This window comes from Albidovulum sp., from assembly GCF_041919395.1.
GTDB lineage: Bacteria > Pseudomonadota > Alphaproteobacteria > Rhodobacterales > Rhodobacteraceae > Albidovulum.
In genome coordinates, this window is record NZ_JAYRTX010000006.1 from 48,531 (window position 1) to 55,551 (window position 7,021).

Annotated in this window: 6 protein-coding genes; 2 read left to right on the forward strand and 4 right to left on the reverse strand. The window is 69.3% G+C overall.

Translation table 11 applies throughout. The annotated features are described in order from the left end of the window. Together mdoH and ACMUOO_RS02410 are read left to right on the forward strand one after the other, a co-directional pair. Nucleotides 1–1,770: a glucans biosynthesis glucosyltransferase MdoH gene (mdoH, locus tag ACMUOO_RS02405; RefSeq protein WP_301918487.1), complete on the forward strand. Its 1,770-nt coding sequence runs from the start codon at nt 1–3 to the stop codon at nt 1,768–1,770. Then, nucleotides 1,763–2,989, forward strand: a complete 1,227-nt coding sequence (locus ACMUOO_RS02410; protein ID WP_413854843.1) for an OpgC family protein — start codon at nt 1,763–1,765, stop codon at nt 2,987–2,989. Before mdoH ends, ACMUOO_RS02410 begins: the two co-directional genes overlap by 8 nt. A gap of 35 nt (nt 2,990–3,024) precedes the next feature. Here ACMUOO_RS02410 and ACMUOO_RS02415 read toward each other — a convergent pair whose 3' ends face one another. From ACMUOO_RS02415 to ACMUOO_RS02430, 4 genes are all read right to left on the reverse strand, one after another. Continuing rightward, nucleotides 3,025–3,630, reverse strand: a complete 606-nt coding sequence (locus tag ACMUOO_RS02415; protein WP_301918485.1) for a TetR/AcrR family transcriptional regulator — start codon at nt 3,628–3,630, stop codon at nt 3,025–3,027. 53 nt (nt 3,631–3,683) lie between these two features. Further along, the gene (locus ACMUOO_RS02420) at nt 3,684–5,234 is read right to left on the reverse strand and encodes an ABC transporter substrate-binding protein (protein WP_301918484.1); all 1,551 of its coding nucleotides are present in this window, start codon (nt 5,232–5,234) and stop codon (nt 3,684–3,686) included. Nucleotide 5,235: 1 nt separating this feature from the next. After that, nucleotides 5,236–6,207: an ABC transporter ATP-binding protein gene (locus ACMUOO_RS02425; RefSeq protein ID WP_301918483.1), complete on the reverse strand. Its 972-nt coding sequence runs from the start codon at nt 6,205–6,207 to the stop codon at nt 5,236–5,238. Beyond that, a partial coding sequence (locus ACMUOO_RS02430) for an ABC transporter ATP-binding protein (RefSeq protein ID WP_413854844.1) occupies nt 6,204–7,021 on the reverse strand: 818 nt, incomplete at its 5' end. The genes ACMUOO_RS02425 and ACMUOO_RS02430, both read right to left, overlap by 4 nt.

Sequence of the window (7,021 nt, forward strand, 5' to 3'; positions counted from 1 at the left end):
ATGACGGCGACCCGCCCGCCCGTTCTGCTCAGAACGATCGCGGTCCTCGTGCCGCTGGTCGCCGGCGGCGGGGCGGCGGCGCTCTTCATCCAGTATTCCTCCGCGGCCGGCCTGACGCCCTGGGCCTGGGTCTCGGCCGCGCTCCTCACGCTGTCGACCGCCTGGCTCGCCTGGGGCGCGATGCTTGCCCTCGTCGGCCTCTGGCCGACGCCGCGGGCGGTGCCATCCGCCGCAACGATCCGCGGGCGAACCTGCGTGCTCATGCCCGTCTGCAACGAGGATCCCGCGCCCACCTTCGCGCGCGTCGCCGCGATGATGGCGGCACTGAAGGATGCGCCGGCCACAATCCATTTCGCCATCCTTTCCGACAGTTCGCGGCCCGAAACCATGGCTGGCGAAGCCTACTGGTTCTCCCGCCTCATGGCCGAGACCGGCGGCGAAGGGCGGCTCTTCTACCGGCGGCGGGAGCGGAACACCGGCCGCAAGGCCGGCAACATCGCCGACTTCTTCCGCCGCAGCGGCGCGGCCTACGACTACGCGGTGATCCTCGACGCCGACAGCCTGATGGAGCCCACCACGATCCTCCAGATGATCCGGCGGATGGAGGCCGAGCCCCGGCTCGGCCTTATTCAGACCCTGCCGGTGATCGTCCGGGCGGGGTCGATCTTCGGTCGCGCCATGCAGTTCGCCGCCGCCTTCTACTCGCCAGTCTTTGCCCGCGGACTGGCGCGGCTGCAAGGCGGAGCGGGGCCGTTCTGGGGTCACAACGCCATCGTCCGGACCCGCGCCTGGGCGGAAAGCTGCGGCCTGCCGGAACTGCCCGGCTCGCCGCCCTTCGGCGGTCACATCCTCAGCCACGACATCGTCGAGGCGGCGATGCTCGCCCGCGCAGGATGGGACGTGCGGGTGGACCCCGACCTCGGCGGCTCCTACGAGGAAGGCCCCGAGAGCCTGATCGAATATGCCAGACGCGACCGTCGCTGGTGCCAGGGCAACCTCCAGCACAGCCGCGTGGTGACCGCCGCGGGCCTTCTCGGCTGGAGCCGGCTTTCCATGGCACTCGGGATCGTGTCCTATATCGCGCCGGTCTTCTGGGCCGGATTCCTCATCGCGGCCGTGGCCGATCGCGCCACCCTTCCGCCGCCGGACTACTTCCCCGACCCGCACCAGTTCTTCCCGGTCTTCCCGAGCGACGAGACGGCGAAGGCGATCGGACTCTTCCTCGGCATCATCGGCCTTCTCGTCATGCCGAAGCTTCTGATCGTGCTTGAGGCCGAGGTGACGCGACGCGCCCGAGGGTTCGGCCGCACCTCCGATGTCGTCCTGTCGAGTGTCCTCGACCTTCTCCTGTCGAGTCTCATCGCGCCGGTGATGATGGCCTACCAGACCCGCTCGGTCTTCCAGGTGCTGCGCGGCGCCGACGGCGGCTGGCCGCCGAACCGGCGCGGCGAGGCGCGTCTGACCGTGGCCGAAGCGTTCGAGGCAAGCCATTTCATCGTCACGCTCGGCCTCGCCGGGCTCGTAGCGGCCTGGCACTGGGGCGCCGGGCTCCTCCCCTGGCTCCTGCCGGTGCTGCTGCCGATGATCCTCGCGCCGGCTCTGATCGCCTGGACATCGCGACCAGCCGCGTCGCGCACGCTCTTCGCCACGCCGGAGGAGCGGTCGCTCCCGCCGATCCTTGCCGCGCACGACGCGATCCTCGCGCGGTGGACGGGCACACCCGAGACGGCCGGGGCAGCCGCCCGCACCGGGACGCCGGCACATGCCTGACGCCGCCCGCCGCGCCCTGACGGCCCGGCCGCGGCCGGCGCCCGTCCTGCCGCAACCGGCGGTCGTTCGGCCCTCCCCGGTGCCCGTCCAAATCCGCCGGCGCGACAGCCGGATCGACGTGCTGCGCGGCATCGCCCTCGTGATGATCTTCGTCAACCACGTTCCGGGAACGGTGTTCGAGCTGGTGACATCCCGCAACTTCGGCTTTTCCGACGCGGCGGAGGGCTTCGTCTTCATCTCCGGCCTCTCGGCCTTCCTCGCCTATGCGGGGGGACTTTCTGCGCGACCGCTATGGGCCGGTGTGCGGCGTATCTGGAAGCGGGCGTGGACGCTCTATCTCGTCCATCTCATGGTCACGTTCTGGGCCGTCGCCATCGTCGCCGCGACGCTGCGCTACGGCGGATCGGGCGCACTTTTCGAAAAGGACAACTTTCAGTTCCTCGTCAGCGACCCGATCGGCGTGCTCATCGGCCTGCCGCTGCTCGGCCACCAGTTCGGCTATGTGAACATCCTGCCGCTCTACGCCGTGCTCCTCCTCGCGGCCCCGGCTCTGATCCTGTCGGCCGGCCGCTGGCCACGTGCGACACTCGCGGGCTCGGTCGCGCTCTGGGCAGGCGTGGGGTTCGCGCACGTCGACCTGCCGAACCTGCCGCTCCAGGGCGGGTGGTTCTTCAACCCGCTCGCCTGGCAAATGCTCTTCGTCCTCGGCATCCTCACCGGCGCCGCGCTGAAACGCGGCGCGCGGTTCGTGCCGGTGAACCGCTGGCTCGTCGCCGCCGCGGCGGCATATCTTCTCCTGTCGCTGGTCTGGCTGAAGTGGCCCGCCTTGCAGGATCGTGGCAACGCGGCGCTCGGCTGGCTCGCGGCGCAGGGCGCACCCAACCTCGTCCGCGACTTCGACAAGACCTATGTCTCGGTGCCGCGGCTGCTGCACTTCCTCTCGCTCGCCTATGTTCTCAGCGTCCTACCCTGGCTGCGCGATCTTTGCGATTCGCGCCCGCTGGCGCCGCTCGCGCTGCTCGGCCGCCACGCGCTCCCCGTCTTCGCGCTCGGCACAATCCTCTCCTTCGCGGTGCGCGCCGCCAAGGAAATCGCTGGGGCGCCGACGCTCGCCCTCGATGTCCTGATGATCTCCGGCGGGATCGCCGCCATGATCGGCTTCGCCGCGCTCTTCGACCTCAGCCGCAGGGCCGCGACGGTACCGGCGCGCGTCGGCTGAGGGTCGCCGCGCGGGCAGTCCTGCCGGCCGGACGCTCAGAACGGGCCGACGTGCGGCTCCAGCAGCGCCCGGCAGGCCGAGCTGGCCGACTCGGCTGCCATCGACCCGGGTTCGATACAGTGTTGCAGACCGAGCCCATCCACCAGGGCGATCAGCGTCCTGGCAAGCGTCCCGGCATCCACCGTGCGCCCGTTCTGCGCCGCCGCCGCGTCGATTGCGGCGGCGACGTCGCGGACATACGCGGGATACTGGACGCGGTGTTCTGCCCTCAGGTCCTCGTTCACCGAGATCTGGCCCCAGAGTGCCAGCCAGATATTGAGCATGTCGCGGTTGAAGACCTCCGGCGCGAAGAAGGCGTCGAGCAGGGCCGAAAGCCGCGTCTCTCCGGGTACCACCGCGCGCGTCGGCTTGGTGGAACCGTCGTACATATGCGCGTAGACGGCGGCCAGAAGCGCGTTCATCGAACCGAAGTGATGCGTGATCAGACCGCGCGAAACGCCGGCCTCGACGCAGATCCGGTCGACCGTGAATTCCTGGATTCCGCCCCGTGCCATGCAGGCAAGCCCGGCGGAGACCAGTGCCGCGCGCCGTTCCTCGCCGCTCAGGCGGTTGAAACGCGGCGCCCGCCGTTTCCTATCCATTCCACTTCCCCTGACCGGGCGGCGCCCAGGGAGGGCGCCGCCGGGAACGCCTGTCACATCCGCGCGAACCGTACCGGGTCGGGATGACCGTCGGCAAGGATCACCGGCTTCAGGTCGGAATCGTGGATCGCCACGAGCGGCTCGAAGCAGATGAAGACGAAGGAGCCGGATTCCTCCATCAGGTCCTCCATCCGGTTGAACATCGCCCGGCGCTTGTCCGCGTCCCGCTCCGTGAGCGACTTCTGGTAAAGCTCCTCGTATTCGGCGCTGTCGAAGAAGGCCCAGTTGTAGACGCCGATCTGGTCGGGGCGGAACCAGACGAGGTTCTCGGTCGGATCGACGCCGCCCGCGAAGGACTGCAGCACCAGTTCCAGCGACAGGTAGTCGTCGCCTGCGGTCTTGTCGCCCAGAGCCCAGTAGGCGGCCTCCTCGGTCGGCTGGATTTCGACCGTGATGCCGGCTTCCCCCAGACTCGCCTGGATGATCTGCGCGATGGTCTGCGACGTCGAATCCGTCAGGGCCACGAGATTCAGCGTCAGCCCCTCGGCCCCGGCCTCGGCCAGAAGCGCCTTCGCCTTTCCGACGTCGCGGGTGTCGATGATGTTCTTCGCACGCGCATAGGTGGTGCCGGGCTGGACGACCCCCGCGGACCGGCCCACGAGCCCGTCGTAGGCGCCTTGCAGGACGGCATCGCTGTCATAGGCGTACTGGATCGCCTGACGCACGCGGATGTCCTTCAGCGGTTCGGCGTTCTGGTTGATCGTCAGCCAGACGTAGCGGGTGGATTCCGCCTCGATCAGCGTGGCGCCTTCCGGCATCGCCTCCTTCAGCTGTCGGACCGCGCTGGGGGCGACGCGGGTATAGTCGAAGGCATCGGCCTCATAGGCCAGCTGCGCCGCCTGATCGTCGGCCTGGATGTAAATTTCCACGGTCTCGAAGGCGGGTTTTTCACCGGTCCAGCCGGGGTTCGCCTTCAGCGTGACCTTCTGCTGCTGCTCCCACGCATCGAGAAGATACGGGCCGCACTGCGCCGGGATCTCGGTGGTGTAGCTGCCGCCGGCCGCCTCGACGGCCGCCTTGCAGACGATGTGGCCACCATAATAGGGCATAGCGATGACGACAAAGGGCGCGAAGGCCTCGGTCAGGTGGATCACGCCGTTGCGGTCGTCAATGACCTCGACCTCCTTCAGCTTCTCGAACTGATAGGCCCAGGCGCTGTCCGATCCGGCGATGCGCTCGTAGGAGAACTTAACGTCCGCCACAGTTACGGGGCCGAAGTCGCCGGTCCAAACGAGCCCATCGCGCAGCGTGAAGGCGAGCCGGGTATCGTCGAGCCATTCCAGCTTTTCGGCCGCGTAAAGCTCCCAGTTGTTGCCCGCGCGCATGTCGCCCATGCGCACCAGCGAAACCTGGGTGCAGCGGGGGATGACCTCGTCTAGGCCGCCGATGATCCCCCAGGGATCGAGCACCTGGAAATCCGCGTCCATGCGGATGCGCAGCGTGTCACCCTCGGCCGCCCAGGCGAAGTTCGGCGCCGCCACCGCCGAGGCAAGGCCCGCGCCCGCGCGCTTCAGAAACCCGCGTCTGTCGGTCGTCCAGTTCATCTCATCCTCCCTTGCTTGTGGTTTCCGGGAAATGGCACCGGACGCTGTGCCCGGGGCCGAGGTCGTGCAGCGCCGGGGCGGCGCTGCGGCAGATGTCGCGCGCGACGGGACAGCGCGTGTGGAACTCGCAGCCCGGGGGGCGTCTGAGGATGCCCGGTATCTCGCCGCGGATCGCCAGATCGGTCCGGCGCTGGCGCGGGTCGGGCTTCGGCTCCGCCGCGATCAGGCTCCTAGTATAGGGATGGCCCGGCCCGGCGAAGATGGCACGGGTCGGGCCGGTCTCCACCAGCCGGCCGAGGTAGAGAACCGCGATGCGGTCGGCGACGTGACGAACCAGCGCGAGGTTGTGGGTGATGACCAGATAGCTCAGGCCGTGACGGTCCTTCAGGTCGGCCATCAGGTTGAGGATTTCGGCCTGCACCGAGACGTCGAGCCCCGCCGTCGGCTCGTCGGCGATCACGAGCGAGGGCTTCAGAGCCAGCGCGCGGGCCACGCCCACCCGCCGCGCCTGCCCGCCGGAAAGCTCGTGCGGATAGCGCGCCGCCATCTCCGCCGGCAGACCGACCTCGGCCAGCAGTTCCGCCGCCTTGCCGCGACGGCTCGCGATCCTGATGCCATGGATGACGAAGGGCTCGGTCACCGCCTCGCCCACTGTCATGCGCGGCGAAAGCGAGGCGGTCGCATCCTGGAACATCAGCGCGGTGCGGCGGCGGATCGCGCGGAAGTCCGCGGACCGCCGCAACTCGGCCCCGTCGAAGCGGAGCGTGCCGCCGCTGACCGGCTGAAGCCCGAGGATCGCGCGGGCCAGCGTCGTCTTGCCCGACCCGCTTTCCCCGACAAGTCCCAATGTCCGGCCCGGCTGAAGGTCCATCGTCACGCCTGCGAGAATGTTCAAGGCACGCGCGCCCCCCCCGAACCAGCGGCCAAGCGGCAGGTCCACCGCGAGATCCCGGACCGACAGGAGCGCGGTCATGGCGCGGCCTCGTGGCAGAGCACGCCGCGGTCGGCCCCGGGCGCCACCCTGGGCGGCGGCACCGTCCGGCAGCGGTCGGTGGCGATCCCGCAGCGCGCGGCGAAGGCGCAGCCCGGAGGCGGATCCGAAAGGTCCGGCAGCCGCCCGCCGATGGCGGGAAGCCGCCCTGTCGCTTTCCCGATCCGTGCCGGATCGCAGGCGATGAGAGCGCGGGTATACGGATGGCGGGGGTCGTGAAAGAGCTCGTCCACCGGAGCTTCCTCCACCACCTCGCCGGCATACATCACCGCCACCCGATCGCAGAGTTCGGCAATCACCCCCAGGTGGTGCGTCACGATGACGATGGCACAGCCGTATTGCGCCCGAAGTTCGCGCAAGAGATGGATGATCTGCGCCTCCATCGTGACGTCGAGCGCGGTGGTCGGCTCGTCCGCGATCAGCACGGCGGGCCGCATAAGGAGCGCTGCCGCGATGGCCGCGCGCTGGCGCATCCCCCCCGAAAGCTCGTGCGGATAGCGGCCCATCACGAGGTCGGGGTCTGACAGGCCGACGCGGGCCAGCATGTCCCGCGCCCGCGCCCGTTTCTCGCGCCCCGGCACGCCGTCGAGGTTGAACTGGAAATCGACAAGCTGCGCGCCCACCGTGAGGACCGGGTTGAATGCCGTCATCGGGTCCTGGAAGACCATTGCGATCTCGCGTCCGCGCAGCCGCCTCCGCGCCGCCTGGTCGAGCCGAAGGATGTCCTGGCCCCTCAGCCGGATCGCACCGGCGGTCACTTCGGCATTCGCACCCGCAAGGTCGATCATCGCCGCCG

Excerpts from the sequence above, each read along its gene's own strand:
- mdoH (WP_301918487.1), top strand. The coding sequence starts at position 1 with ATGACGGCGACCCGCCCGCCCGTTCTGCTCAGAACGATCGCGGTCCTC.
- ACMUOO_RS02410 (WP_413854843.1), top strand. The coding sequence starts at position 1,763 with ATGCCTGACGCCGCCCGCCGCGCCCTGACGGCCCGGCCGCGGCCGGCG.
- ACMUOO_RS02415 (WP_301918485.1), bottom strand. The coding sequence starts at position 3,630 with ATGGATAGGAAACGGCGGGCGCCGCGTTTCAACCGCCTGAGCGGCGAG.
- ACMUOO_RS02420 (WP_301918484.1), bottom strand. The coding sequence starts at position 5,234 with ATGAACTGGACGACCGACAGACGCGGGTTTCTGAAGCGCGCGGGCGCG.
- ACMUOO_RS02425 (WP_301918483.1), bottom strand. The coding sequence starts at position 6,207 with ATGACCGCGCTCCTGTCGGTCCGGGATCTCGCGGTGGACCTGCCGCTT.